The 25,842-nt window shown below is 38.2% G+C and carries 20 protein-coding genes and 1 tRNA gene; 6 read left to right on the top strand and 15 right to left on the bottom strand.

Features of this window, described 5'->3' with window-relative positions; all coding sequences use genetic code 11:
* Positions 1-435 carry a dUTP diphosphatase gene (gene dut, locus HMPREF9455_RS16675; protein ID WP_006800912.1) on the bottom strand — a complete coding sequence of 145 codons (435 nt, stop codon included), beginning with the start codon at positions 433-435 and terminating at the stop codon, positions 1-3.
* A gap of 205 nt (positions 436-640) precedes the next feature.
* Between dut and HMPREF9455_RS16670 the strand changes: the two genes are divergently transcribed.
* The 3 genes from HMPREF9455_RS16670 to HMPREF9455_RS16660 all read left to right on the top strand — a co-directional run bounded on the left by HMPREF9455_RS16670 (position 641) and on the right by HMPREF9455_RS16660 (position 3,594).
* A tRNA-Val gene (locus HMPREF9455_RS16670) sits at positions 641-715 on the top strand.
* Between the two features lie 290 nt (positions 716-1,005).
* Complete coding sequence (locus HMPREF9455_RS16665) at positions 1,006-1,872, top strand: site-specific integrase (protein ID WP_006800911.1); 867 nt, start codon at positions 1,006-1,008, stop codon at positions 1,870-1,872.
* 375 nt (positions 1,873-2,247) lie between these two features.
* Positions 2,248-3,594: a site-specific integrase gene (locus HMPREF9455_RS16660; protein ID WP_006800910.1), complete on the top strand. Its 1,347-nt coding sequence runs from the start codon at positions 2,248-2,250 to the stop codon at positions 3,592-3,594.
* A 93-nt stretch (positions 3,595-3,687) separates the two neighbouring features.
* On the opposite strand, the gene HMPREF9455_RS16655 is transcribed toward HMPREF9455_RS16660, so the two are convergent.
* The 6 genes from HMPREF9455_RS16655 to HMPREF9455_RS16630 form a co-directional block, all read right to left on the bottom strand.
* The gene (locus tag HMPREF9455_RS16655; RefSeq protein ID WP_052303105.1) at positions 3,688-4,344 is read right to left on the bottom strand and encodes a nucleotidyl transferase AbiEii/AbiGii toxin family protein; all 657 of its coding nucleotides are present in this window, start codon (positions 4,342-4,344) and stop codon (positions 3,688-3,690) included.
* An 8-nt stretch (positions 4,345-4,352) separates the two neighbouring features.
* On the bottom strand, positions 4,353-4,679 hold the full coding sequence (locus tag HMPREF9455_RS16650; protein ID WP_006800908.1) for a DUF6922 domain-containing protein: 327 nt from the start codon (positions 4,677-4,679) through the stop codon (positions 4,353-4,355).
* A gap of 323 nt (positions 4,680-5,002) precedes the next feature.
* Positions 5,003-5,302: a helix-turn-helix domain-containing protein gene (locus tag HMPREF9455_RS16645; protein ID WP_006800907.1), complete on the bottom strand. Its 300-nt coding sequence runs from the start codon at positions 5,300-5,302 to the stop codon at positions 5,003-5,005.
* 4 nt (positions 5,303-5,306) lie between these two features.
* On the bottom strand, positions 5,307-5,474 hold the full coding sequence (locus tag HMPREF9455_RS21155; RefSeq protein WP_006800906.1) for a helix-turn-helix domain-containing protein: 168 nt from the start codon (positions 5,472-5,474) through the stop codon (positions 5,307-5,309).
* Positions 5,475-5,629: 155 nt separating this feature from the next.
* Positions 5,630-5,938, bottom strand: coding sequence for a DUF3408 domain-containing protein (locus tag HMPREF9455_RS16635; RefSeq protein WP_006800904.1), 309 nt, complete (start codon positions 5,936-5,938; stop codon positions 5,630-5,632).
* Between the two features lie 521 nt (positions 5,939-6,459).
* Positions 6,460-7,416, bottom strand: a complete 957-nt coding sequence (locus tag HMPREF9455_RS16630; RefSeq protein WP_006800903.1) for a hypothetical protein — start codon at positions 7,414-7,416, stop codon at positions 6,460-6,462.
* Between the two features lie 385 nt (positions 7,417-7,801).
* On the opposite strand from HMPREF9455_RS16630, the gene HMPREF9455_RS21445 reads away from it, so the two are divergent.
* The 3 genes from HMPREF9455_RS21445 to HMPREF9455_RS20820 are packed head-to-tail and all read left to right on the top strand — an operon-like array spanning position 7,802 to position 9,643.
* Positions 7,802-8,038 (top strand): hypothetical protein, encoded by a 237-nt coding sequence (locus HMPREF9455_RS21445; protein ID WP_148401916.1) that lies wholly within the window; start codon positions 7,802-7,804, stop codon positions 8,036-8,038.
* A gap of 5 nt (positions 8,039-8,043) precedes the next feature.
* On the top strand, positions 8,044-8,394 hold the full coding sequence (locus tag HMPREF9455_RS16625) for a MobC family plasmid mobilization relaxosome protein (protein WP_006800902.1): 351 nt from the start codon (positions 8,044-8,046) through the stop codon (positions 8,392-8,394).
* Positions 8,384-9,643 (top strand): relaxase/mobilization nuclease domain-containing protein, encoded by a 1,260-nt coding sequence (locus HMPREF9455_RS20820; protein ID WP_006800901.1) that lies wholly within the window; start codon positions 8,384-8,386, stop codon positions 9,641-9,643. Before HMPREF9455_RS16625 ends, HMPREF9455_RS20820 begins: the two co-directional genes overlap by 11 nt.
* Before the next feature lie 162 nt (positions 9,644-9,805).
* Here HMPREF9455_RS20820 and HMPREF9455_RS16615 read toward each other — a convergent pair whose 3' ends face one another.
* The 8 genes from HMPREF9455_RS16615 to HMPREF9455_RS16580 all read right to left on the bottom strand — a co-directional run bounded on the left by HMPREF9455_RS16615 (position 9,806) and on the right by HMPREF9455_RS16580 (position 25,833).
* A complete protein-coding gene (locus HMPREF9455_RS16615; protein ID WP_006800900.1) occupies positions 9,806-13,396 on the bottom strand; it encodes a glycoside hydrolase family 2 TIM barrel-domain containing protein in 3,591 nt (1,196 codons plus the stop codon).
* Between the two features lie 45 nt (positions 13,397-13,441).
* The gene (locus HMPREF9455_RS16610; protein WP_006800899.1) at positions 13,442-14,980 is read right to left on the bottom strand and encodes a glycoside hydrolase family 76 protein; all 1,539 of its coding nucleotides are present in this window, start codon (positions 14,978-14,980) and stop codon (positions 13,442-13,444) included.
* A 100-nt stretch (positions 14,981-15,080) separates the two neighbouring features.
* Positions 15,081-16,046, bottom strand: a complete 966-nt coding sequence (locus HMPREF9455_RS16605) for a BT_3044 domain-containing protein (protein ID WP_006800898.1) — start codon at positions 16,044-16,046, stop codon at positions 15,081-15,083.
* Positions 16,047-16,059: 13 nt separating this feature from the next.
* The gene (locus HMPREF9455_RS16600) at positions 16,060-18,048 is read right to left on the bottom strand and encodes a RagB/SusD family nutrient uptake outer membrane protein (RefSeq protein WP_006800897.1); all 1,989 of its coding nucleotides are present in this window, start codon (positions 18,046-18,048) and stop codon (positions 16,060-16,062) included.
* 11 nt (positions 18,049-18,059) lie between these two features.
* On the bottom strand, positions 18,060-21,185 hold the full coding sequence (locus HMPREF9455_RS16595) for a SusC/RagA family TonB-linked outer membrane protein (protein ID WP_006800896.1): 3,126 nt from the start codon (positions 21,183-21,185) through the stop codon (positions 18,060-18,062).
* A gap of 27 nt (positions 21,186-21,212) precedes the next feature.
* Positions 21,213-22,517 (bottom strand): IPT/TIG domain-containing protein, encoded by a 1,305-nt coding sequence (locus tag HMPREF9455_RS16590; RefSeq protein ID WP_006800895.1) that lies wholly within the window; start codon positions 22,515-22,517, stop codon positions 21,213-21,215.
* A 29-nt stretch (positions 22,518-22,546) separates the two neighbouring features.
* Entirely contained in the window at positions 22,547-23,854 is a 1,308-nt protein-coding gene (locus HMPREF9455_RS16585) for an Ig-like domain-containing protein (RefSeq protein ID WP_006800894.1), read from the bottom strand.
* A gap of 32 nt (positions 23,855-23,886) precedes the next feature.
* Positions 23,887-25,833 (bottom strand): glycoside hydrolase family 97 protein, encoded by a 1,947-nt coding sequence (locus tag HMPREF9455_RS16580; RefSeq protein ID WP_006800893.1) that lies wholly within the window; start codon positions 25,831-25,833, stop codon positions 23,887-23,889.
* Between the last annotated feature and the right edge of the window lie 9 nt (positions 25,834-25,842).

Below are 25,842 nucleotides of genomic sequence, written 5' to 3'. Positions count from 1 at the left end.
TTACTGTTTTCCTGTATGGCCAAAGCCTCCGGCTCCGCGCTCCGTTTCGTTAATTGCCTCCACCTCTTCCCAGAGTACTTGCTCATGCGAAGCTATAACCATTTGGCAAATGCGCTCACCATCGTTTATAACAAACTCATCATTTGATAAGTTGACAAGGATGACACAAATCTCGCCACGGTAGTCTGCATCGATAGTGCCAGGGGAATTTAATACCGTGAGTCCGTGCTTGAAAGCCAGCCCGCTGCGGGGACGTATCTGAGCTTCGTATCCTTGCGGTAATTCCAAATACAGGCCGGTTGGAATAAGAGTGCGTTCCAACGGCTTCAATGTTACAGGTTCCGTAATGTTTGCTCTCAAATCTACTCCGGCAGAATAAGGTGTTGCATATTCGGGTAGCGGATGGTGTGATTTATTTATAATTTTTACGTTCATCGTTTTAAAGTCATATATTTATAGTTGCTGCGAAATTAGTTAAATCTTTGCAATCTACTTAGCTAATTGATAAAAATTAAGATTTTAAAATGCTTGAAGTCATTTCGTTTCAAAATATTTTTCAAAAAAAGATTTCAAATGTTTTGTAATATTGAAAAAAGCTATATCTTTGCATCGCATTTGGGAGAAAATGCATCCCCAATAGGGGCGTTTAGCTCAGCTGGTTCAGAGCATCTGCCTTACAAGCAGAGGGTCGGCGGTTCGAATCCGTCAACGCCCACAAAATGGCAAAAAGGTCAAAAGCCACAAAATGCCAATTAAAGACATAAAGTCTGTTAGTCAGTAGATTAGCAGACTTTTTTTATTCTACCCTCAGACAGTAAAAGCCAGTTTAGGACAGCGGTTGAGTGAGTAAAACGTGAGTAAACCTAAGACTCAAATTTTACTCACGATTAAGCAAATTAATCGCTGGTATATAATGACTTACAATGACCTAACTTGGCTTTTTAGAGAGCTTCATTCTTTAAGTGATAGTGAATAATTTTGTCAAATCATTTAAAAGAATGAGTTATGAAGAGTACGTATCGAATCCTTTTTTTAATCAGAAAGAGAGACTTAAACAAAGATGGACTAGCCAATATTATGGTTAGGATCACTATTAGCAGAGAAACTGCAGAGTTTAGTTCCAAGATGTTTGTTGATCCTGAAATGTGGAGCCCGTTGGGCAAGGCTATTGGTAGAACCAAAGAAGCAAAAAAGATCAATGATGCTTTAGATCAAATCAAGATCGCTTTGGATAATCAGTATAAAGCAATTTTGGAAAAAGACGGTTATGTTACACCGGATAAACTTCGTAACACATATCTTGGTAAAGATATACGCAAAAACACAGTACTTTCTCTCTATGATATTAAAGTAGAACAGAAACGGAATCTTGTCGGAAAGACAATTCGGGATACTACCCTTTCCAAATATCTGGCAACCAGAAAACGTGTCGGGGATTTTATGGTATATAAATATAAGAAAGAAGATATGCCGATCCGGGATGTCGATTTCCAGTTTGTAACGGACTATGAGGTTTATCTGAAATCCATTTGCAAGTGTGGACATAATTCTACTGTCAAACATTTACGCTATCTTAAACAGATTATCACCAACGCGCTTAAGAACAGATATATTACTGTTGACCCTTTTGATGATTACACGTTGGGATACAAACCTGTAAAAAAAGAATTTCTTATTGAACCTGAAATAAAGAGATTGATGAACAAGAAATTTGATGTGCCACGACTGGAAGAAGTTCGAGATGTATTTTTATTCCAGATTTTTACCGGATTGGCTTACATTGATGCAGCAAATCTAATAGAAGAAAATATTATCGAAGACGGTTTCGGGCAGAAGTGGATACAACTAACTCGACAGAAATCTTCTGTTTAGGCAAATATTCCATTACTGGATGTTCCTTTATCCATTCTGAAAAAGTATGAAGGATTAGAGAATGGAAAATTGTTACCTATCCATACGAATCAAAAAATGAACGAGTACTTGAAAGAAACAGCAGACATTTGAGAGAGGCAAAGCAAAAGAAGGTAACAAGAACTTAATCAGCGGATTATAATAACGGTTCTTTTTGATATTTTGGGAATAAACGCATAAAAAAGCAAAGATGACGGCGAGTTCAGTTACCAAATCGTTACCTGAGCACAATTTTGATTATTGACTTTAATGTGCTTTTATACAACAGTTTGCATAATTTTGCATAGCACCGGATAACTCTAAATAAACTAAATTTGTAATTAAAAAATTAGAGTTATGGCAAGAAGTACATTCAAGGTTCTGTTCTACCTGAAAAAGAACAATCTGAAAGAAGGAAAAGCACCCGTTATGGGAAGAATTACCGTTAATGGAAGTGTATCCCAGTTTAGCTGTAAGCTAAACATAAAACCCTCGTTGTGGGATACCAAAGCAAACAAAGCCTCAGGCAAAAGCCTCGAAGCCCAAAAAATCAATCAGAAGTTAGACAACATCAAAACCCAGATCGGCAAGCAGTACCAACATATCTGTGACAAAGATAATTTTGTCTCCGCTGAAAAAGTCAAGAACGCTTATCTGGGTTTCGGAGATGATTACCGCACCTTTTTCTCTATTGCAGATGAATTTTACGAAAGCTATGCCAAGCGTGTCGGTAAAGACCGTACCGAGGGCTCATACGAACAGCTAATTATTAATCGCAGACGCATAGAGATGTTCCTTCGTGACAGGTACAATCTATCCGATATTCCAATCAAAGAAATAGAGCCCCAGTTTATCGAAGATTATTATGCTTACCTATTGGAAGAACGCAAGCTGGCAGGAAGTACGTTACTTACCGCTGTAACCAAGCTCAAGCAGATAATGCTCATTGCCCAACGTAAAGGATATATACACGTTAATCCATTTGCCGGATTCCGGTTCAAAGCCAAGACCCGTGACAGAGGTTATTTAACAGAAGATGAACTCAAAAGATTTATGTCTGTGGAACTTCGCCGATACAAGCAACGGCAAGTCCGGGATATTTTCGTGTTCCAAGCCTTTACAGGATTGGCATACTCCGATATCAAGAAACTGACTTTCGATGATATACAAACCTCTTTCGACGGAGAATTATGGCTGATTGCCAAACGCAAGAAAACCAATGCCACTTTCTATGTAAAGCTACTTCCTGTAGCCAAAAAATTGATTGAACAGTACCGTCTTGTAGCCAGGAGTAATTATATATTTCCTGTTCCCACTTTTGGCGATAGTATGAACCGATGCCTGCAACGTATTGCTAAATTATGTGGAATTACTAAGCGGATTACCACGCACATGGCCAGACACTCGTTTGCTACAACCGTCTGTTTATCAAAGGGAGTGCCGATTGAAACCGTCTCTCAGATGCTGGGGCATTCTTGTATTACCACCACACAAATATACGCCAAAATAACCAACGAAAAGATCAGTAAGGATATGGCAGCGCTGACAGACAAGATTGGAGATACATATCAGCTTGATACCGACAGAGATGAATCGGACTATAGGAATATTAAGCGTATCGGTAAAAAGCAGAAAGCAATGTTTATTCGTAAAAAGAGGGAAAACAATCCGGTTGATCCCTCAAAATACATCATACGAAAATAAGTAAACTGTTTATGTATAGTAAAATGAAACGGATTGACTATAAAAAATCAATCCGTTTCATTATTATACTTTGTGCAATGTGCAATGTGCAATTTACATTCTCCTCCCTCTTTTCCTGGGCTGTATAACCGGTTGCTGTAGTTTCTTTTCTTTACCTGCAGCTTCTTCTTTCAGATGCGGGAAACGTTTGTTTTCCTCCCGGGTCATGTCTGTCAAGCGAGCCGCTATGTCTTCCCAACGGAAGTCTTTTCCCAACAAATTGATCCTTTCCGAGAAACGGATATCATCGTAATAGTTGAGCCCTTTAAGTGCCCGGTACGGATTTGTCTGCGGGTATTTCGCTTCGAATGCCGTCAGCATCTCTTTCAGCGAAAGATAGCCGGACAGGTAAGCCACATCGATAAAATCTTTCAGCCGGGTCCCGTTATCGCCAATAGCGGATAACTTCATGGCGGCAATATCTTTCAGGCCGTACAGTCGTACGCCGTCTTCCTGTATTCTTGGCTCCACATCCGGATAATCATGCCGAATGAAATCTAACTTTATGCCATTAACTTCTCCTTTCAGGCTATAGCCTTCCAGAAAATCACCTTTAAAAGTATAGTTCTTCTGAAGATATTGTTCCAGCTGTACCGGATTAAATTCTTTTGTGGTGAATAAATCCAGATCGATACTTTTCCGGTGCCCGATCAATAAAGATAAAGCTGTACCTCCGGCCAGTGCAAAACCACTGAATGTACTGTCATTCATTATTGATTTTAAGAGTGCATAAGTGCCTGCCTCGACTGTTTGCGTATGTAACATTTGAGTTCCTCCTTCTTTAAATTAAAAGCAGTACAAACAAAAGCAATATCTTTATCGGAAAGGTTCAATACTTCATCCTGTATGATCTGTTTTACTCCCTCTATGCCTCCATAAAGAGCAAACATGGCATAATAATCCTCATCCCGGCCTCTTTCAATAACACGTTCGACAACCAGAGCCCGCATATATTGCCAGTCGAAACCGGTAAGATCATATTCCCACAGCAGGCTGTGCCTTACTTTCGGTTCAAGTTTGATTCGTTCTTTCCAATCGGACCACATAGGTATATCTTAAATATGAATATCACAATGACATAACAAAAATAAGTATTTATATCCAATTTGCCGGTTTTGACCGACTTAAATATAAAAAAATTGATTGCTATTGTTTTGTCCTGCAATGTGTAAATAAAAATATGATTCCTTACTAATAGTTTCTTATTTATCTGCCCACAAAATAACAGGAAGAGAATAAAACGCCAAACCCTATGCCCTGACGGGTTTTCCTTTCAGGAAAAGGTTTGTCTGATTTATCCTTCTTCCTGTAAAAAGAATGTTTAGCAGGTAAAAAAGAAAAAAATGTTTTGTTTCCCTCCATTCCCGCCTTAGAATGGCAATTCGGGTGAGCGGTAGTTATCATACAAAACTTGCTGTAATTCCTTCTCGGGATAGAGTATCTTACCACCGATAGTTGTATGACAAATCATCCGCTTATCCCGCAGGGTTTGAAGTGTCCGGGGTGAGATATGGAGATACTCCATCACTTCTTCCCCACTCAGATAACGGTTGTCCGACAATGTCGGGCGATGCCTATCGTGAACACTCTGCGCATCCTCCAAAGCCTGCTCTATCTGCCCTTGGAGTTCCTTGAACTCCTCGGAGTCAAAATTGATATACTTATCCATAAGGCTATTCCTTTGCAGGTTTTATCTCTGCCAAAAGCAAGTCATTAATATCCGACTCTTTAAAATACACCTTGCCGCCCAACATAGCATACGGAATCTTTCCATTATTACGCCATGTTTGCAAGGTACGTTTGGATATACCCAGAGCACGACAGACATCTGCCGAGTCCATTCAGCCGTCACGGGGATTGGAACAATATAGTTCTTTCAATGCACTTACTTCAAATTTCAATCTGCCTATCTGTTGCTTGAGCCTCTCCCATGCTAACAGGTCAATACATACAATCTCCATAGTTTTAAGCTTTAGCCATTTTTAAGTTTTACTTTTTACTTCTGTTCCTTATCACTGTTAAACGTACTTGCCAGCGAACGCTTTAAGCCTTCATTGGCGGCACGGGTAATTAATTCTCTGTTTACCGATAGATGGTCAGCAAGAATATTCGACAACAGGATAGTCGGGGTAATATCCGGAACGATATGCTGTAAGGAGGCAACAAGTGTCTGTAGCTTTTCTTTCATTCGCACATCAATATATACCGGGGTATAGTCCTTAACTTTCTGTGCTGTCAGAAAACGTCGGGCATAGTCTTCCTCATCTTTCTTACGGCCAGCTTTTGCCTTGGCAGAAGTTGGCATTCATGTACTATCTTCAATTATTTCGGATATATCATTTTTTTCTGTTTCTGATTTAGTATTTTCAAGTCCGTCACTCATACTGGGTTTATTTTTAAATGTGAATAATAATGTTTAGTGATTTAATAAATGTAAGTGTGTTAATAGTGCATACTAACACTTACAAACATAAACTCACTCAAACATCCCTGATACGATTGGATTTATTGGCTCTATACATAACTATGCACTCCCGGAGAATAATAGATATACGACATAGTATATCGATGCTTCCGAAATCAGGAACAAAATTATCGACTTACTGATGCCCACGCTGTTTGCATAACAGCTTTACCTAACAGGTTAGGGCAGTATGGTATTGATTGTCAATACATATCGGTTGAGGTATATAATCAAGAAAGGCAAATTTGATTGAAATTATCAAATCGCATATAAATATCAATCAGCTGATATTCAGATAATCATGCAAGATTGGTAAGTAATAGGAATATTTATGGTTAAAAATGGCAAATAATATTTTTTAACTATTCAGGGTTGTACTCCCTTAATTCTTCTATCAGGTCGTCTATATTTTCAAGTCCGGTAATACGCTCTTTCTTATTTCGATTACGACAATTGAGCAGTTGTTGCATATTGATGTAGTGTGTATTATCTCCGTATCTTTCTTTATTGCCCTCAGTCCGGAAAGATATAAAGTCTTTATTACCATCGGCAACAGATACCCATGTATATTTGATATAACCGGAATCCATCAGCTGGTCAAAAAGATAAACTAATGATTTTTGGTTGGTAACCTGTAGTGGCTCTGATAATTTACCGGATAATAACTTCTTTAATTCAGAAACTTTTATTTTTAGGCGAAACAACCTAATCTTTTCTATGCAGTCTGCTAATAATGTATATTGTTCTTTATTCAGTTTGGGTTGGTAAGAACGTTTGGTAACTTTGGGTTTAACTTTAGTCTCCTTGACTATATTGCTTTTAGGGGTTGGCAACTTTTCCTGAGTAATATTCTCTTTGGGAGTATCTTTTGAGGGAGTTGGAAATAATTTCTCATATTTTATACACAAGCGTTCCAAACTTACAAGGTCTACCAACTCTTTAAAGTAAGGTAAATCTATTTTTGTTAGTTCTTCGGTATAGTTGCCAGATGTTATATTATTCGCAGGTTTAACAAATCCTCTGTACTTCCGATAGACATCTTTTGTAATATCATCATAGAAATCACTGTACCAAAGATAGTCTTCCCGTCCGTCACGCAAATATCTTGGAATACTTACCAATGGAGGATTATTGCGGATAATGTCCAATATCTTTCCCCGATAATGAATAATATCATCATTGGTAGGCTTCATACCTATGACCAAACCCAGAGCCGTTTCATAGTTTATTTCCACAAAACTATCTAAACATATCTGTACCTCCCGAAATGCTTCGGGAATATTGCTGTCATAATCCAACTGTTCTTCAAACTCATACATAGTCTAAAGATAATTATTTCCGAAGTAATATTACCCATATTACTAACAGAAGTAGCTAAAGTTGCTTTAGATTGGTAATGTGGGTAGCAAATAAATGTAAGGTAAAGCAAAGTTATACCTATCAAATTATCAATGATATAACTACAATAATTATAATATATATTTGTGTCTGTATCCATGTTGGATGCCCCTAAATATATAGTAAAATGAGAATATTTATTAAACCCATTCAACCAAACTGCTCTACCTACCCATGAAGAGCAATAGGCAATATATTGATAGTATTGCAAGTTTCGAAGCTTTCGATAAGGCACTCACTTCGGAGTGAAAATGTTGCCACCGGATCAAAAAACAAAGAGACTACCGCCTCTTTATTTTTTTCTCGTTGTCAAAGGAGCAAGGTAATCTTTCGGGTAACCCAAAACTCGCTGCGCATCCTTTTGAATTACTTCCGAAACTACCTTGCCCTTGCAGGGGGCTCAGCCCCATACAGTATGCTCCCGATGGTCACATGACTGATGGAGCTGTGGAGCGAGACTATACTTCATCTCCCGATGGTCGCTTTCGTTTCGTCTCGCCCGAGTGTCCAAATACACTCGAATTTTCCAAACCCAAAATGTAAAGGCTATGGAAAATAAGAGAAAGAATAAACCGAAAGGCGGAAGACCTGTAAAGGGAGAAAACAAATTGAGCGTTCCGATCAATCTAAAACTGACCCCAAAGGATTATAATTCGGTGAAGGAAAAAGCTGAGATATTGGGGATGAGTCCGACTCAATATGCCCGTGAATTAACATTAAATGGCAGTATCAGATCTCGTTTTACTCTGGAAGAATTAGACCTGATCCGACAATTGGCAGGTATGGCAAATAATCTGAATCAGATTGCAAGACGAGCCAATATAGCAGGGTTTAGAGATGTCTATTCAGAAACGATGGGAATGGTTGAATACTTTAAACAATTGGTAGATGATCGCTAAAAACATTAAGGGAAAGTCATTTAAAGGCTGTGTCAATTATGTAATGAATGATACAGCCGAACTGCTCGAAGCCGAAGGTGTATTTGCGAATAGTACCCAAAGCATGATCCGAAGCTTTGCCATGCAACGCTCAGGCAGAAAGGAGATAAAACAGCCTGTCGGGCATATTCCGATATCCTTTTCTCCCGAAGATAAACACAGGATGACTGATGATTTTATGGTGCAATTAGCCAAAGAATATATGCAGGAAATGGGAATCAAAAATACCCAATATATCATTGTCCGACATCACAATACGGATAATGACCACTTGCATATTGTGTATAACCGTATCGATAACGACTTGAAATTAATTTCTGTCAATCACGATTACAAGCGGAATATCAAGACCTGTAAGAAGCTAAAAGACAAATACGATCTGACTTATGGCAAGGGAAAAGAGAATGTCAAACGGGAGAAGCTCAACAATCCGGACAGGGCAAAATACTATATTTATGATGCGATAAAATCAGTTTTGCCTGATTGCAAACATCCGGCTGATTTGCGATTTGCCCTCCAAAAGTTCGGGATTGAGCTCGAATATAAACTAAAGCGGACAACCAGAGAGGTTGAAGGTGTGTCATTCCGATACGACAATGTGTGCTTTAAAGGCTCGGAGATTGATAGGAAATTCAGCTTCGGAAATCTAAAAAAAGCATTTGACAGGAATGTTGAAGAAGCAAAAAAACGAGGATTAGAGGAACAATTGAGAGAACAGGAAGAGCAGAAAGCCAAACTGGAAACGGACAATAAAGCGAGACAGGAAGTCGAACAAAAACTGAAAAACCCATCTATCAGAGGTGTGGAATTGTCATCGGAACAATGGCAAACATTGCAAGAAGGAGGCTTTATTTATCTCGAAAATATGATGCAGAAAGATAATAGTAGTCAATTCTCGGCTTATATATTTTTGAACGATGAAAAGAATAAGGTCTTTTTTAGCAGCAAAAATCCGGATGAGTTTATCAAATATGGAAAGTATGAAATGCGTATCCGAGATAAAATTCTTGTCGAAAGTGGCTTTATAGCAAAAGCCAAAGTTAAATGGTATGGTGGTGGGTTTGCATATCCGTTTCTCTGGAAAACCAATAAAACGGACACAGAATATAAGGAGTCATTTAGAGATCCGCGATTGCCAAAGGAGGAAAAAGCGGAAGTCAAAAAGCAGATTATCATTCCGAAAGTGAAGAAAGCGAGGGGGCTTAAATAATTCAAATAACCAAGGAGCTGTCTCAAAAATATTTTTATCTCCCTGAGAATTGATATTTGAAACTAGTCTCAGATACAGACCCAAAGAAAAAGCATAGAAAAAGGGGCTTGTCCAACATTTTGGACAGCCCCTTGGTTATCAAATGAAAGCAGTTTCTCAATATTATTTTATTACTTCAATTCTAAAAGAGTAATTTAACGGTGCATTGATAGGGATCATATATTCATCCAATGGGTTAGGGCCACAAGTAGCATTGCCCAGCCCTTGTTGTATGCAATCGAGATTTAGATAAATCTGCGGCTGACGAATCTTCTCCAGATTAAAATCATGCTTAGCCTCCCAAACGGCTTTGTCCGTAAAATGTAAAGCACTGAAGGCTAACCTATCTTTCGAGGTAATCTTTAACCCATGGTTATTATTATCCTTTATCTCAATCCAGCGTATGCCTTCTCTATTACCCATACTTTGAGCTCTCATATAATGCTCGCTTTCCATATCCAATGCCGTTGTTGCATACAATCCCACATCGGCCGATTTAATTCGATCTGTATAATTCTCATGAGGGCCTTTTCCGTAATATTTAATTTGGTCAAATCCTTCGGGCAATTGCATCTGGAGTCCCAAACGACGTATAATAGAACCATCGGACGGCTTTGTGAAACTGGATTCCACATCTATTGTTCCATTTCCATAAACGATATATTTAATAAGATATGGCATCTTTATCGGATTTTGGCTCTCAATTTGTGTCACATAGTCACTTATAATAGTTACCGATTTATTGTTGTCGGCAACCGCAAAGTTGAATATCGGTTTATCAGTAGTTGTTTGGTAGTAATTTTGGTCCGTAAACTGGTCATTATTCACACTTCGATACCAATTTAAGTCCAATCCTTTTTTATTATGTATGTACTCTGTGTTTTTATAGTTCATCAAAATCATCTTTCCCGTTGAAGTATCGAATACGATATTGAAATCTCGGCCAGATATAGTCAATTCTCCTACCGAAATTGTAGCCGTCAATTCGGGCAGCGATTCCGCAGCAACGAGCGATATATTGGGACGTTGGGTTAATGCAAACTGTGTTGAAGCTATGGAATGCCCCTTGTCAGCCCATGAAGTTTTGTCTTTCAGAACGGCTTTTATATTCAAAAAATATTCCTTACCGGGGATATAGTTTCGCTTGAAAGGTATATCTATGACTGTTTTTGCATTAGGAGCAAGATTTATTGTTGGCATAGCTGCCGATTCAATAACAATTCCGTCTTCTAAAACTTCCCATAAAACATCAAATTCGTTAAGATCAAGGAAATCATATTTGTTTTCAATCTCTACCTTTCCCGCATCAAGGGCAATAGGTTTAAATTTGATATATTGATAAATTCTTTTCAACTCTATTAGCTTTGCTGTTATCCGGCGATCGGCAGTCGTCAGTCCATTACAAGAGAAATCACCATCGTTCGGTTTATCTCCAAAGTCACCTCCATAGTAATAACGATTATCGGGCTCACCAATTTTGTTATGGACCTGATCGGCCCAGTCCCATACACAAGCTCCAATCATACGCTGTGAGTTGTTTTCTATGTATTCCCAATACTCGGACAGATTACCCATTGCATTACCCATCGAATGAACATATTCGCACAAAAAGTAGGGCTTTTCCGAGTTTTCCATATCAAAGGTTCTCATCCTGTCAATAGACGGATACATATGAGAATCAATATCTGCTACCTCGTTTTTTCCTTCATAATGAATAGGTCTGGATGGATCTAGTTCTTTTGCTCGTTCACGCATTGCCCAGAAATTGTTGCCTCCTCCAGCTTCATTACCCAACGACCAGAATACGACAGAAGGATGATTTTTGTCTCGCTCTATAACTCGCTCTATTCTATCTACATATGCATCTACCCAAGAAGCTTTGTTGCTTATGGACATATCACCATGATTTTCGAGATCGGCTTCATCCATCACGTATAAACCATAAAAATCGAACATGGCATACATCTTAGAACTGTTAGGGTAATGACTTGTTCGTATTGTGTTTATGTTATTCTGCTTCATCATCAGAACGTCTTTCTCCATTAATTCTACCGGAATGGTCTTTCCAAACTTTGGATGAGTATCGTGCCTGTTAACACCTTTAAAGAAGACCTGCTCTCCGTTTATATAGACACGTTTGTTCTTGATTTCAACTTTTCGGAATCCGAATTTAGAGGACATGGCTTCCAGTTCTTTGCCCGTCTCGTCTTTTAACGATAATATAACACTATAAAGATTTGGTTTTTCGGCCGACCATAAGACAGGTTTCTTTATATCCGTAGCAAGGTCTATTTTTACTTCCTGAACTTTGTTGATGGGCTGAATTTTCTTTGTTAATGATGACACTATTTTACCTTTATTGTCAAGGAGGTCTATACCGAGTGTGAGCGGAATAGATGTCTTATTATCATAGTTGCGAATGACAGCTTCTACTTTAAAAATAGATGTATTAAAATCGTCTCCATTAAATTCCGATTTCAAGAAATAATCCCTTATATGCGTTTTGGGAGTAGCATATAAATATACACTGCGATGAATACCTCCAAAACGAAACATATCTTGATCTTCGATATAGCTACCGTCTGTCCATTTATATACTTCCACGGCAAGGGTATTTTTACCATTTGCTATATATGGAGTAATATTAAACTCGGCATCGTTGTTTGCACCTTCGCTATATCCAACTTTCTGCCCGTTTATCCACACATACATGCCACTATACACACCATCGAAATGGAGTATTACCTCTTTATTGTTCCAATTGTCGGGAATAATAAATTCTTTTCGATACGATCCCACAGGATTTGGCTCCTTTTCGATAGTATATCCTTTTACAGTCTGAATAAGTGGAGGATTCTTTTTAAAGGGGTATGTATAATTTGTATATAAGATGGTTCCGTATCCAAGACTTTCCCAACAAGATGGAACTTGTATTTCTTTCCACGATGACACATCATAACTTGTTTTATAAAAGTTTATCGGCCTATCGGAAGGCTGTTTAACCCAGTTAAATTTCCACAAACCGTCTAACGATTGATAGTATTCCGAAGTTGGTTCTAGCCACGGAGTTTCGTAATATTTATCGGCTTTCAGGCTTGTAGTATTCGGATAAACAATGTACGTGCTATGACCTTTTTCTTTATTTACGGCAAATATCAGTTCGTTCTCCCATTCTGTTTTCCCTCTTACTATTTTTTCTTTTGGTGCATTTACGGATGTTTCTACAATTGTCCACAGCTGAGATGTATTAGGCATCTGGAAAAGTTTAGCGGCAGATTTTTCTTCTCCATTCAAAGCCAGATTCATTTTACTTTTGTGTTGTGTTATAGTAAAACTACCCATTCCTGAAGCTGTTATTTGCCATTGTTGATTGGGATTGCCCATATCTGTCTCCCATTGTATGACTTCATTGCCATGTTCTGTAGCTATATTGTTAAAATTGTCTATACTCTTTTTTGCAAACGGATTTTCTATTATATAGCTCCCATTGGGTAGACGCACTATTCTCCATAGCTGTCCCTTATTATCTTTTTGTCTTTTGGAAAGATAGATACGAGACTCGTTTTCGTCACTTTGCATATTGTCTACGGCCAATCCAGATGGACTGATTATTTGATACAGTTTTTTAGGATTGAAACTTTGAGAAAATATTTTTGCAGGAAAAATCAGTAATATTATTAATAGTAATGAAAAATGGTTCGCTATTTTTGTCATAATTTATATTCCGTTAGAAGTTACAAGATTGATTGTGTAATATATTTATAATAGTCCTTGACGCTCTAACTGTCCTAATACCGATAGTATTTCAACAAAAGCACCTTGTTGTAATATATCCCAGGACGATTGGCCATTTCCGTCACAATAGTCCTCATTCAACAAATTAGTGTTGGTATTGCGGCTTGTTTTCCAAACGTGTTGCATTGTCTTAGCATATGATGTTACATATTTGTTATTATTATCTATTTTATATAACTCAACAAAACCTCGAAATAGTATTGCATTAAACCAAACATGAGACGATTCTACTATTTTAAAGTTTTGACCAAGCGCAGCCGAATAGTAATCCTTGAAAAATCTATTGTAAGAAGCTTCAGCTATGTTCTGCGCATCTGTAAGATACTGTGGATCTTTGGTTATTTTATATAATAATGCTGCTGCTTGCATAGGTTGTCCGGAGTTGTATGAATATTTTGATGTTTCGACTTGCAAGCCCGAATTTGGATCATTCGGATCATTCAGCCTCGCATTATCCCAATACAAATAGTCAGACGGATCTTGTAAAACCGTTTTACACCAGCTATATAATTCTTTTGCGCTTTTCAGATAAGATTCGTCATTTGTCTGCAAATATAATCTTGCAGCCATTACTGCTGCCGGAGCAGTAGAGCAGGTATGCTTGGATTGAGAATCTTCTTTCCAATATATTCCTCCACCCATTATATTGTCTGTTCCTTGTAGTAAAAAACGCCATACCATTTCGGCATTGTCTAGATATTCTTTTTTACCGGTTTGTTCATATAAATTTACCATATCTATACCTATCCAAACATTGTCGTCATAAAAACGTTCATCATTATCGCCTATATAAGTCCCGTAAGCTTCGGCACGACCTCCTTTTTTATTGCGGAATTTATTGATAGAATAGAGGAACCTATCATCATAGTTTGTATACTTTTGCTCTATAGCTGAGTTTAATGACGCCTCCCTTATATTCGTATAACCCGAGAAAGCGGATCCTTGTCCCCACACAGCTGCTATTCCGTCCCAATATGGACCGTTGACGTTTGGATAGCTGCTATTCCATGCATCGTACTTTCCGCCAAAATAGAGTTTTATAACAGAGGTCATCAAAGTATCTGCCATGTTTAGGAAGAGAGGAATGTCTTTTGGATCGTAAAAGGCTCCAATGTCTGTGATTCGTGCTTCGGAACGGGCTCCTATCTCATTGATGGCCACAAGTGATACTATGTAATCATCTCCGGCGGGAATTTTTATTGTATCGCGACATACGACAGATGGTAATGCATCAATCTGAATCGAAGTGTTGCTTGATTCGGGCGCATCTTTTAATCGATAAGAAATCTCTATTTTAGACAAATGTTTATCTTCAGGATTCAGCCATGTGACAAGAGCGTCATTATTGACGTTTATAAATTGGGCTGATAAATTTATCACAGGATTTATTTCGTCTTTGACTACTTCTTCGGGAATGTATCTGTCTGCAATCTTGGGTATATCATTATCATCATTGCACGAATATAAGAAGATAAGTGTGAGAACCAATAATATATTTTTCATTTTATATAAAATTTATAGGTTGAGAATGTTTACAAGTAGTATATATTACAAGATACATACTACTTGTAGAATAATTTCAGAATAGAATATTTATTCAATTTTACGATTCAGTACTGAGACGTTTTGTTGCCTCTTTTATTGTAATCCATTCAGACCATGCGGCAGTGTTGTTGTCGCGTGTTCTGTATTTGTAATACAATAGAAAACGCTTCGTTTTGCTCTCGTATATATTCTGATACAAGAAATCGTCCTGAGTACTGTTTGGTGGTGTCAACAGTTGAACTTCCAGTGTCCCTAAATCAGGCATATATGGCTCAATCCGTACCGTGTTATCACTTTGCACTTCAACCGTCATTGCATACCTTGCAATAGTCTTAAGATCGGCAACAAATTTGGTATTTGACACAAGCATCCTCACTTTGTTATGGTTTAGCGGTTCTACATTCTTTGATCCGCTAATGCTGGCCGTATTACCATTATTCAACACCTGATAACCCTTCATTGTGTACAATGTCGTCTCTTGCGTATTGGCGTATTTATTATATTTATAGATACGACACAAAACATTATTTTTAGCCTCGTTTATTTGATAATGGGATACATCCCTTATTTTGAGCGGAATGAAATAAATAGAATCGGGAGAAAGTTTATCCAACACTTCTTGTTTGATAATTATAGGCAATGTTGTATAAGGATCAATATCATTTTTATGTAAAAAAGCGGTCATTGATGGCATTGTAAAAGAATTACCATCCATGTCTTTAGCATATTTATCCTCATTGATGTCAAAATTACTATAATTATATTTTGTTAATATATCATGATCTTTTTCAAGTGTTATCCGAGTGTCAGTATCTATGTACTTTGTACCGCTACAAGCTATGGAAACACTGCATGTATCTGTTTGCTTATTCAAATCAAACAACAGGTTGTGTATCTGATCATTATCACTCACTATGTAAAAATATTTTTCATATAGTTCTTTTTCGAATTTTTCGTCACTGTCGCAGCTTCCAACCGAAACTATCAGTAAGGAAATTATTATATATTTTATTGTTGTTCTCATTCTCATTTATTTTTTAATTTGGCCATCCGGGATTTTGATCTAAGTCTCGTACCTTTCTTATTTCAGTCCTCGGAATAGGCAGGTACACTAATCTTTTATTTACAACGCGGGTCCTTACACGCGAATGATTAACGATTACCTTGTTATAATATCCCGGCTCGGTAGATTCTACATCCATGCCGGTAATAGGTTCGCGCTCGGTTTCTTCATATATACCCCATCGGCGAACATCATAATATCTACGGTTTTCGAAAAGAAATTCAACCATGAGTTCATCTTCTATCAAGCTTTGTATTGTATTTCGGTCAGAAAGCTCTCCGGTAGTCAGTCCTGGTAACCCCGCTCTATAACGTACTTGATTGAAAGCTTCGGCTATCTCGTTTGTATTCCGAGAAGCAATATATTCAAATCCATCAGGTAACGTTATATTATAAGTACCTTGCAAATTATTTAAGGCTTCGGCATGTGCCAAAAGTATCTCGGCATAACGGATAATCGGAAATGGTTTATCTACCCGCTGCGATCCATCTCCTTTCCATGCATCAGACTCGTGAATAAATTTTGTAATTACATATCCGGTACTTGGATAGTCGTTGGCTATATTTTCGCCACTGTATCGTCCCGAATTTCCCGCTCTATCATACGTTATGGTAAGATTTTTACGGTTGCTTTCACTTGTTGAATTGGCAGTCCAAAAGCGTCTCGAAAATCCAACAGATGCATAAAATCTCATCTCTCTATTAGCATACATATTACTTATTCCGTTGTTGAGGATATAGCCCGAAAATGTTTTGCGGCCGGTACTCGTCATTCCATCTTCCGAATATGGATATTGTGCACTGGAGTTTGATATTGTTCTTCCGTCTACCATACGGTATTTATCTACAACCTTCTGAGTAATACACATACCATTCCATCCTCCCATAATTTCGATATTAAAGGAATGGCGAGTAACTTCTTTTACCCCATCGGACATTCTGCCCCAAATAAACTCGGGATTCGTTTGAGGAATAGCTTCCCCGGTAAACATGTCCGAATATGACTTAAAATGGTCTATACCTCCTGCTCCTAAAGGGAATTCGGCATTTGGAACATTAGCCGGAAGTTGAGGTGTATTGGCATCTTTCTTTATGGTATATAACTCGTACTTAGGATGTGTCATTTTTATTATTCGTGCTGTTGCAGCGGCAGCCAATGCCCATCGGTCTTCATGATATTCTTGCGATACGTAGTGCGCTCCATCGACTTTTCTTGTCCAAGATCCAAAATATGTTTTAGCCGCAGTACCTCCATTATATAATGGGCTGGCATGTTGCAGGCGTAGCCTAGCTATAAGTCCATAGGCAGCACCTTTAGTAGGTCTTCCGAATTGACTGATGGCAACTGTAGGAGGAAGATGTACTGCCGCTGCTTCAAGTTCGTTACAAACATACTCAATCGACTCATCGTATGTCGAACGGTGTGTATTGTAATACTCGGCTGACTCGTTGCTGTCAAGTACCTTATCGCCAAGTATGACAAGAGGCCCGTAATCCATCAACAAATTGTAATAGGCATAGGCTCTCATAAAACGGTTGTAAGCCAATATCTCGAACTTGTCTGTGGTGTTCATATCCTTAGCCTCATCAATGCGATTAAATATAATATTGGCCTTTCTAATTATCTTATACATCTCAGACCATTTTCCGAGGCCTTGTAGATTGTCGGGGGTTACCTCGCCCAATACAAAGGCCATTCCTTTAAACTGGTCGGATTTAAATGTTGTGAAAGCTTCATCTGTCGCAACGGGTCCGGGGGTATATCCGTAGAATAATATTTTTCCTTCGTCGGGAAACTCGGCGGCTGTAGCCCAGAGATAACGCTCTATGTTCCTTTTGCTTACAAATACCGAATCGTAAGACAGCGTATCTTTAAAGTTGTCTTCTACATTAAGAAAATCGCAAGAGCTCATCAATGATATGATGAATAGATTTACAGCTAAAATCTTTATCTTATTTTTCATGTTTGCCATATTTAGAAGTTTATATACATCTGAAATGAATATCTGGCAGGAATTGGATATGCCCGTCCATTTTTAGTTGTCTGTTCAGGATCCCACAATCCACCTATCTTATCCCAAACATAAAGGTCTTGGCCTACCAATTGTAAATCGATTGAGCTTACACCTATTTTACTTAATTCTTTCAGTTTAAGGTTATAATTGATACTAATTTCCTGAAGTCTGATATATTGTCCGTTGGCTTTCCAGAACGTAGATTTTTTTGTATTGTTGGCACTTCCACCATAACTAAGTCGTGGAAATCTAGCATTAGGGTTCTCTGTTGATGGGTCGCCTGAATATGAGGCAGGAGTCCATCTGTTTTTTTGATCTGCTACAATAGACAGTACATTTCCTGTCTCGCCGTACAAAAATGGATAATAGCCAAATCCGTCAGACTCTGATGTATAGAAAAAGTCTTTTTTTCCAATTCCTTTAAACAGGAACCCGAACGTAAGATTTTTATACCTGAACTCGCCTCCAAAACCGTACATCAATCTTGGATAATTATCATACGCTAGAGGGACCTCGTCATCCGAATCTATTCGTCCATCTCCATTCACATCTTTATATTTTATATCTCCGGGTTCATAATTTCCAAAGGTTTGTATGGGACTGTTATTAATATCGTCTTGGTCGCGGAATAACCCCAAAGCTATATATCCTCTTTGTATTTGATATGGCCATCCGCTATAATTTTGATATTGATACTTCTGTTCAACCTGTTCCCAATTGCTTATATTATTTTTGGACAGGGTATAATTACCTCTGATAACAAATGACATATTTTCATTCAGTTTTTGAGTGAAAGAGATATTTCCATCAGACCCCCAACTTTTCATCTTTCCCACATTTCCATAGGGTAAATTTACCAGACCTACAAAATCAGGTATCTGACTTCTTTGTTGGAATATTCCATCACGTCTATCTACAAAGTAGTCAATCACGAAATCAATCTTATTATTGAATAATTTTCCTTCGATACCTATATCCATTTTTTTTGATTTTTCCCACTTCAGGTTATCGGCACCTACAATAAACTCCGTAATTCCACCCCCTACTATATTTCCCCACGAGCTTGAATTCCATCCAATATTGGCTCCACTATTCATTATAGTGAGATATGGAAATCTCTTGTTGGAAATTCTGTCATTCCCCACAAGACCATATGATCCTCTAATTTTGAGGAAGTTTAACCATTTAAGGTTATCTTTTATGAGTGAATAATTCGTCGGAATCCATCCTAAGGCAATGGAAGGGAAGAACCCGAATTGGCGTCCCGGCTGAAAGTTTTCGGAGCCGGTGTATCCAAAATTCAGGTCTACCATATAAGTATCCTCAAAGCCATAGGTCAACCTGCTCGATATCCCTTGATAGCGTTTTGGTATAGATGCCATTGTTTTGAAGTTGTCATCGGCAGCTCCAATATCGTAAAGATTTTTTTCAGAGCTCATGTAATAGTAAATCAGAGCCGATGTACGATGCTTCTCTCCAAACAGTTTCTCATAATTCAGATTTGCCTCAAAATGATATTTTGTATATTGATTCTGATAATTTGAGAATTGAGCTTTTACTTCCTCTTGTTTTTTTACTAGCTGCAACTGGCCATTAGTATACCGTCCTGTAGCATAATACATTTCGGGAAGTACATGCCGGCGCTCCCAATATTCTGTATTTCGGGTATAAGCACCCTGCGCCCGAGCTTTTAATCCATCGGTTATAAATGATAGATCTTGACTCAAAGCTAGAGTAATTTGGTTATTACTATTTTCGGTTTCTTTTTTCCCTGTATGGTTTATCATCACATACGGCGAGTAGGCATTGCCTGTACCGTATGCCGGCAATTGGCCTGTCGAATATTTGGTTGGTATTGTAAGTGGAGTGAGTAATGCTTGTGCATCCCATATTGCATCGGTAGCATTACTGTCGGAGTTTCCCGGTTCGGTCTTATTGCTAAACCAACCATCTACGCCAAAGTAAAGGCTGGTAGTTGACGTCAAATTCATATCTATATTAGCACGGTAGTTGTAAGTATTGTATCCCAGGCCATTATTGTATTTACTATTCTTATCAATTTTGTATGCTGCCGACTCGTCGGACATTCCAAGGCTAAGAAAATATTTAGCCAGACTGCCACCGCCTCTTGCGCTTATATAATATGTTTGCTGAAATGATGTATTGTTCAATGTTTCTTTTCGCCAGTCTACATTTGGGTAGATATCCGGATCGAGGTTGTGCTTGATGGCATACATGGCCATATCATCATACAGAGGCAGGTCTCCTCTTACAACTTTGGCCTCGTTTGCAAGTTGAGCATATTCATAAGCTGGCAAATAATTGGGCATTCTTGTCAATCGAGACACAGTAAAATTGGCTCGTGCCGTTATATTCAGTTTATCAACAGTACCTCGTTTAGTCGTAACCAGAATAACTCCGTTTGCACCTCTAACTCCGTATACTGCAGTGGCTGATGCATCTTTAAGGATAGAGAAACTTTCTATATCGGACGGGTCTATATTGGAAAGATTCCCTTCTAATCCATCAATTAGTACCAACGCACTGCTGCTGGCACCGAATGTACCTATCCCACGCACCCAAAATTCTGATGTATTTTTACCCGGTTCACCACTGGTTTGTTGTGATATTATACCGGCAACACGTCCTCCCAGCATATTGTTGATTGATGTTGCAGGCGCTTTCAACTGATCAACGTCTACGTTTGTAACAGCACCAACAATACTTATTTTTCGTTGCGACGCCCCCATCCCTGTAACAACAACTTCGGTCAGATCCGAAGATTTTACTTTCAGTTTTACGACAAGATTTTTTTCACTTTTGGTTACCAAATGTTCATAAATGTTGTATCCGATATATGAAATTTGGAGAACATCACCGACTGATGCCTTTATTGAAAATTGTCCATTTGTATCAGTTGTTGTGCCTATTCCGGGACGATCCTTTAGGAAGACAGTTGCACTCGGAACCGTTTCGTCAAACTCATCATATACTACTCCTTTTATTTCCAATGTATTTTGAGCGCATACAGCAGATAATAGCGATGATAGCATTATTGACATCATGATTATTAATATTTTCTTCATTTCCGATGTATTAGGTTAAAGATTAAGTTATTGTAGTGTTAATTTGCGTAGACATCTGTTGCCATAGTCTGCAATATAAACATCTCCATTTTTATCGACTGCAACTCCTCTCGGTTTTTTAAATAGAGCTATTTCAGGACTTCCATCCATATATCCTTCTTGTCCGGGCTGACCGATAGGTGTGGTAACAATACCATCTTTGTCAATCATTCTTATACAATGATTACCTTCATCGGCTATATATAAGTTTCCCTCCAAGTCTAAGGTCATCTGGCGCGGAAGGTTAAATTCGGCATCGCTCACACGTCCATCACTCCATCCGGGTTGACCCGGTGCTCCAGCAAATAATAAATGTTCGTTCGTTGCTAAATTATAGGTATATATACAGTGACGTTGAGTGTATGCGATGTATAATATTTCGGGGCGTAGTGGATGGGCAACCAAATAGCTGTCGCCACTTTCGAGGTTAGATGCGACTAATTGTCCTACACGTGTTTCGGGATCAATCTTTATCAAGTCACCCCTATATGCACGGGTATATATCATATTATCATAGTCGCTGAATGCAAAAGAGTGCTTCCAGTCTATGCTTCTAAAGTCTACCATTCCTGCCGCCTGTTGCTCTGACGATGGGTGTTGTATGAGACGCGTTTTAGCAATCCATTGGTTGGCGGGATTTAGTTCATAGAATGTATCGCCGGCATCTAAAGGAACATACACTACTTGTGTTTGAGTGTTTACGGTAGGTACATTCAGGTTATCTGTTCCGGTGAAAAGGTAGGTTACTAAGCCCGTAGCTTCGTTAAGTACGGCGCAAACAGCAGGACCAGCATCTTTACGTTGTGCCAAAAACACATTGTTCTCTTTATCTACAGATACATATTGTAAATCTCCGAATTGGGCTGTTGCCAATGTTCCTTCTTTAAATTCGGAGGTTCCGGGTTGGCCGGCAATAGTTGTCACAGCGTATTTTTCTATATAACTGAACGTGTCTTCAAATTCGACTTCTTGTGTGCCAATCTGAACTTTAATAACACAATCTTTTCCTGGTAATCGGGGAACAAGCAAGTAGATTCTTTCATTTTCGACGCTGACAACGGCAGCCTCTTTTTGATTGAAGAACACTTTTATCGACGAAGGATCTGAGCCGAAGTTATTACCTTCTATTACTAATTTGCTTGCCATCCCTCCGGTTTGAGGGAAAAACTTGCTGACGGTAACAGGCTTGTTTGGATCATATTCATCTTTTTTGTTGCTATCGCTGGAACATGAGAATATAGCTACTGCAATTGAGATAGCTATGAATAATCGGATTATTTTATTTATTTTCATACGTATTATAATTTAGTAATACATGGTGTTTATTCTAATACATAGGGCTGAAATAAAGCCAGATTAGCAAAAGGAGGACGGTTGCTTTCGGTAATAGTCAGCTTTATATATTTAAATACTTGAGGGTAGAACTCTATAGACATATCCTGCACATGGTTGTTGTTATCTCCAAAATTTATTGTGCCCAATGCTGTATATTTTATTCCATCCAAACTACCTTCTATTTCTACAACTTTGGTGTCTGTGTTCACACTTCCACTATTACGTCTTCCTATTTTTATTTTAGATATTGTTTTATTGTCGTCCATTGTTATCAGTAACCAATGAGGCAACCCGGCATCGGGTCCCCATTCGCTATGCCAATATTTGGCATAGTCATCGTTGAGAATCATATTCTTTCCACCGCCATCCGATTCCTTTTCGCTGGAACATGCCACGGTAAAGTTTGTTCGGTCTATTGGAGTAAATCCATCACCAACAGCTATCTTACAGGTACCACTCACATCGCTTCCGTCTGTTGCTTTAATGGTTATTGTAACTTCTCCGGGTGAAATTCCGGTAACTATGCCATTTGTATCAATTGTGGCAACATTTGTATCGGAAGAGCTGAAAACAACGCCTTCGAGACTTGCTGTGCTTGGTGTGAACGAGAGACCTGCCGATATGTCTACTTGCGAACCTTTTAGTACAATCATATCGGTACCTCCAATATAATTTACTTTTGCTCTCTTCACCTTCACTATATAGTTTTGCGAGATAGAACTACCATCTGTTGTACTAACTGTGAGTGTGGCACAGCCTTTTGCGAGACCCAATATCAAGCCATTATCGCTAACCGAAAATATAGTACTGTTTCCACTTTGGTAATTAAGCGTTTTAACTGTGGCGTTTTCGGGCAACACATCCACCTTCAACTGATATTTCGTGTTAGCTTCTAATTCGATGGTGTCATTGGCCAGGTTATTAATCTGAATAGATTCTATCGGCACATTGGGTACAACAACAGTAGCTGTAATAAATACACTAAAGTCTTTTGCCGATTTAATAGTCAAGGTTGCTTCACCTTCTTTCAATGCTGTTACAACTCCGTTATGGTCTACGGAAAACACATCGGTATATCCGCTTTCGTAAACAAGAGCAGCATCGTTTACAGGCGGATTTGTTGTTACCTCCAATTGTAATGTTGTACCTTTTTTTACCGATATAGCATTATTGGAATCTACATTTTCGATCGTTATAGAGGAAACTCCTATGTCCTCATCTTCATTTTCTTTATCGCTACAACCAAATAGGAATAACGATAAAAAGATCGCATTTAAAAAGAATTTCTTTTTCATAATATAATTCAGTTAAAAATTAGACAGGTTATTTATTCTATGATAGCCGCCCAACCTCCGTTACGTGCCATTTTTATTTTAATCTTGCCTCCGGAGTTAATCTCGGATATTGTTTTCTTATAATCGGACCCATATCTTCCTGCATTTACACCATCTTCAAAATAGGTTATTTTGTAACTACTGTTGGAAGGTAAGAAGTCGAACTCAAGGTCTATTGTGCGCTCCTTATCATTTGTTATACCACCTATAAACCATGTTGAACCTTTACGCTTTGCCACAATGGCAACTTCTCCAACTTCGGCCGCCAAAGCCTTCGTCTCGTCCCATGTTACTGGTACACGAGTAATAAAATCGCAACAATCCTGATTTTGATAATACAAAGAAGGCGTATCACTTAACATTTGAAGTCCTGATTCGAAAACGATATATGCCGCTAATTGAAAACATCGGGTACCCACGCTGGCCGAATGTGGCCTTTCTGCATAATAGGTGTCGGGTTGCATATTAATCATAGCTCCGGGAGTAAAGTCCATAGCTCCAACAGCATTTCTCATAAAAGGTAAATAAATAGAGTTTCTTGGCTGACATCCATGCATTTGTTCTAAGCCTCTCACGCCCTCATAAGTGAGAATGTTGGGATATTTATACTCAAGACCGGCTGGTTTGAATGAGCCATGGTAAGATATCAGTATTTTGTGTTTTGCTGCTTCCTGGGCTACACGTTCGTAATAGTTTACCATCCACTGGTCGCTGCGATCCATAAAATCTATTTTTACTCCGGCAACTCCCCATTCTTCAAATTTGGCGAAAAGTTCCATGTTGTTTTCTACTGTCAACCATGTCAACCAGAGAATAACTCCTACATTTCTTTCTTTACCATATTTAATCACTTTGTGAACATTAATATTAGGGTTAGGGGTGTAGGGATCACGGGTAGATTTTGCCCAACCTTCGTCCATAATAATATATTCAATACCATTTTTTGACGCAAAGTCGATAAAATATTTATAGGTATTTTCATTAAATCCTGATTGAAAATTTACATCCGGACCATATGCTATAGCTCCATTAAACCACTCCCAACTTACTTGCCCGGGGTTAATCCAAGAGGTGTCTTCTACCTTTGATTTTGAAGCCAATTGATAAGCTAATGTATTTTCGAGAATCTTCTTATCATCGTTTGTTATTACAAAAAAACGCCAAGGAAAAGTTCTTGTACCTGATGTTTTACATATATAGTCGGCTTCCCTCAGTATTTTGAGACTCCGATCACCATTTTCGCCAAATTCTAAAGGCACTTTTGGAAATGTAGAAAAAATGCCTTTACGATTGCCTTTCAGAAACATACATGGATAATCGGTAAGGTCGGACTCAGAGATTAGTACTCGATGATTTGCCGCCTCTATCAATACGGGAAGAGTCGACATTCTGTCGTTTGAATTCCAATCTTTTGCATATTTATGTGAGTATTCTTCCTCATATGCGGTTTTGAAACTGCCAGATTCTTGTAGATGAAGAAGATAGTCTTGAGGAAAGTTCAGCTCAAAATCTTCACTCAAAACTTCTATATCTTTATTTATTTTACTTACAAATCGATAGGCTATACCATTATCATAGGCTCTGAATTCTATTGAATAGTTGTCCTTAAATTCAAGAATTAGCTCATTGTAATGATCTGTAACTGTCGAAAATTTTAATGGTACAACAGGTTTTAATTCATTCGAAACTGTTTTTCGTTTTTCGTTTTTCAGCTGAGGTTTTTCGCCTAATGAAATACCATTCAGGTTTAGTTGCATTGTATTATTTTCTAATAACAATTCGTTATCTGCAAATACAGAGTAACAAATTTTGTCACCAATATCAATGCTTATTCTAATTTGATTTTTAGGAGACTTGAGGTCAATTCTTTTCTGTGCCATATTTTCTTCAGTGTAACAGAAAAGAAATATTAAAGTCAAGATATAAAATCGTGTTTTCATTTGTCTATT

The organism is Dysgonomonas gadei ATCC BAA-286, assembly GCF_000213555.1.
Taxonomy (GTDB): Bacteria; Bacteroidota; Bacteroidia; order Bacteroidales; family Dysgonomonadaceae; genus Dysgonomonas; species Dysgonomonas gadei.
This window is presented reverse-complemented; position numbering and strand designations above follow the sequence as displayed.

Excerpts from the sequence above, each read along its gene's own strand:
- HMPREF9455_RS21155 (WP_006800906.1), bottom strand. The coding sequence starts at position 5,474 with ATGGACTCGGCAGATGTCTGTCGTGCTCTGGGTATATCCAAACGTACC.
- HMPREF9455_RS16600 (WP_006800897.1), bottom strand. The coding sequence starts at position 18,048 with ATGAAAAATAAGATAAAGATTTTAGCTGTAAATCTATTCATCATATCA.
- HMPREF9455_RS16585 (WP_006800894.1), bottom strand. The coding sequence starts at position 23,854 with ATGAAAAAGAAATTCTTTTTAAATGCGATCTTTTTATCGTTATTCCTA.
- HMPREF9455_RS16660 (WP_006800910.1), top strand. The coding sequence starts at position 2,248 with ATGGCAAGAAGTACATTCAAGGTTCTGTTCTACCTGAAAAAGAACAAT.
- HMPREF9455_RS16635 (WP_006800904.1), bottom strand. The coding sequence starts at position 5,938 with ATGCCAACTTCTGCCAAGGCAAAAGCTGGCCGTAAGAAAGATGAGGAA.
- HMPREF9455_RS16665 (WP_006800911.1), top strand. The coding sequence starts at position 1,006 with ATGAAGAGTACGTATCGAATCCTTTTTTTAATCAGAAAGAGAGACTTA.
- HMPREF9455_RS20820 (WP_006800901.1), top strand. The coding sequence starts at position 8,384 with ATGATCGCTAAAAACATTAAGGGAAAGTCATTTAAAGGCTGTGTCAAT.
- HMPREF9455_RS16655 (WP_052303105.1), bottom strand. The coding sequence starts at position 4,344 with ATGAATGACAGTACATTCAGTGGTTTTGCACTGGCCGGAGGTACAGCT.
- HMPREF9455_RS16610 (WP_006800899.1), bottom strand. The coding sequence starts at position 14,980 with ATGAAAAATATATTATTGGTTCTCACACTTATCTTCTTATATTCGTGC.
- dut (WP_006800912.1), bottom strand. The coding sequence starts at position 435 with ATGAACGTAAAAATTATAAATAAATCACACCATCCGCTACCCGAATAT.
- HMPREF9455_RS16625 (WP_006800902.1), top strand. The coding sequence starts at position 8,044 with ATGGAAAATAAGAGAAAGAATAAACCGAAAGGCGGAAGACCTGTAAAG.
- HMPREF9455_RS16595 (WP_006800896.1), bottom strand. The coding sequence starts at position 21,185 with ATGAAGAAAATATTAATAATCATGATGTCAATAATGCTATCATCGCTA.
- HMPREF9455_RS16580 (WP_006800893.1), bottom strand. The coding sequence starts at position 25,833 with ATGAAAACACGATTTTATATCTTGACTTTAATATTTCTTTTCTGTTAC.
- HMPREF9455_RS16605 (WP_006800898.1), bottom strand. The coding sequence starts at position 16,046 with ATGAGAACAACAATAAAATATATAATAATTTCCTTACTGATAGTTTCG.
- HMPREF9455_RS16645 (WP_006800907.1), bottom strand. The coding sequence starts at position 5,302 with ATGGATAAGTATATCAATTTTGACTCCGAGGAGTTCAAGGAACTCCAA.
- HMPREF9455_RS16590 (WP_006800895.1), bottom strand. The coding sequence starts at position 22,517 with ATGAAAATAAATAAAATAATCCGATTATTCATAGCTATCTCAATTGCA.
- HMPREF9455_RS16650 (WP_006800908.1), bottom strand. The coding sequence starts at position 4,679 with ATGTGGTCCGATTGGAAAGAACGAATCAAACTTGAACCGAAAGTAAGG.
- HMPREF9455_RS16615 (WP_006800900.1), bottom strand. The coding sequence starts at position 13,396 with ATGACAAAAATAGCGAACCATTTTTCATTACTATTAATAATATTACTG.
- HMPREF9455_RS16630 (WP_006800903.1), bottom strand. The coding sequence starts at position 7,416 with ATGTATGAGTTTGAAGAACAGTTGGATTATGACAGCAATATTCCCGAA.